This is a genomic window from Caballeronia sp. M23-90, from assembly GCF_053574605.1.
The window spans coordinates 1-255 of record NZ_JBSIPA010001051.1; the positions used below are offsets into that span (position 1 = coordinate 1).

Here is a 255-nt window from a genome sequence, read left to right on the forward strand (position 1 = left end):
GCTTCTCAGTGCCGCGATGCTCCTTCTGTGGTCGCAGGCCCACAGCCTCACTGTCCTCTACATTGTTTGGGTTGGACTTGGCATCGCGATGGCCGCGACGCTTTACGATCCGGTCTTTGCAGTCATCACCCAAGATTTTCCAGATACGTTTCGAAGCAAGATCACGCTCGTCACGCTGGTTGCGGGATTCGCAAGTACCGTCTTCATCCCGCTGACCCAAGGCCTCGTCACCTGGTTCGGATGGAGAGACGCCTT

The 255-nt window shown here is 56.9% G+C and carries 1 pseudogene; it reads left to right on the top strand.

Annotated features, from left to right (window positions below):
* Positions 1-255: pseudogene (locus ACRXB1_RS37760) on the top strand (MFS transporter); the annotation flags it as partial.